General features: G+C 37.0%; 1 protein-coding gene. It reads right to left on the bottom strand.

The window, feature by feature from the left end; all coding sequences use genetic code 11:
* The coding region (locus JMN12_RS15095; protein WP_203140081.1) for a site-specific integrase at positions 1–946 on the bottom strand (946 nt) is incomplete at both ends.

The following is a 946-nucleotide window of genomic DNA, read 5'->3' as shown; positions in this document are numbered from 1 at the left end:
ATTTTCTCATTGGTGATTTTAGCATAAATCTGGGTGGTTTTGATATTCTTATGTCCCATCATCTTGCTAACACTTTCCAAGGGAACCCCTTCTGTTAAGAACAGAGTACCAAAGGTATGGCGTGCCCAGTGAAAGGAGATAGGTTTTTCACGAATGATGTTACAATCTTTCATCATCTTTTTAATCAGGAGGTTGCAATTAGCATTGGAGGGTGTAGGAAATAGTGCCTCTGTACGAGTCGTACCCTCATATTTTTCAATAATTTTCTCGGCTATATCCAACAGACGAACATTACAAGGCACATCGGATTTCTGACGGCGTTTGATAAGCCATTTGTTGCCGTCAAAGAACGATTGTAAGTGACTTTTCTTGAGCTGCTTGATATCAATATACGAAAAACCTGTAAAGCAACTAAAAACAAATAGGTCTCGTACTAATTCAGCAGAAGCACTCTTAGGGTGATATTGTAAAAGAGTTTCTACTTCCTCTCTAAGCAAATAGCCTCTGTCTTTCTCCTCCATAGAACTTATATAATTCTTAAAAGGATTGCGATAGATGATACCTTTGTCTATAGCTATTTCTACCATTTTACAAAGGGGCATCATATAAACCCATATTGTGTTGTGAGTAAGACTTTTATTAACTCTAAGGTAAAAGTCAAAATCGTTGATAAAGTCTTCTGTAAGCTCTTTGAAAGAAATATCACTTCTGTGGTATTTGTACTGGATAAACTCGCTCAAATGAGTGTATACATTCTCGTATTTGTTGAGCGTACTGTAACTTCTAACACCTTTTTCTACCATCAGGGCAAAGTCTTCTTTAAACTTCTCATAGACTTTTAGCAAGGAATCTTCCATTACTCCTATGCCTAGAAAAGTAGCTTTTAGCTTCTGAGCAGTAACCACTCCCTCGTACTTCATCAACTCCTCATAATGAGTAATGATAC

Source organism: Capnocytophaga genosp. AHN8471 (assembly GCF_016806945.1).
GTDB lineage: Bacteria > Bacteroidota > Bacteroidia > Flavobacteriales > Flavobacteriaceae > Capnocytophaga > Capnocytophaga periodontitidis.
Note: the sequence above shows the minus strand (reverse complement) of the source record. Positions and strands in the feature narration are given on the sequence as shown.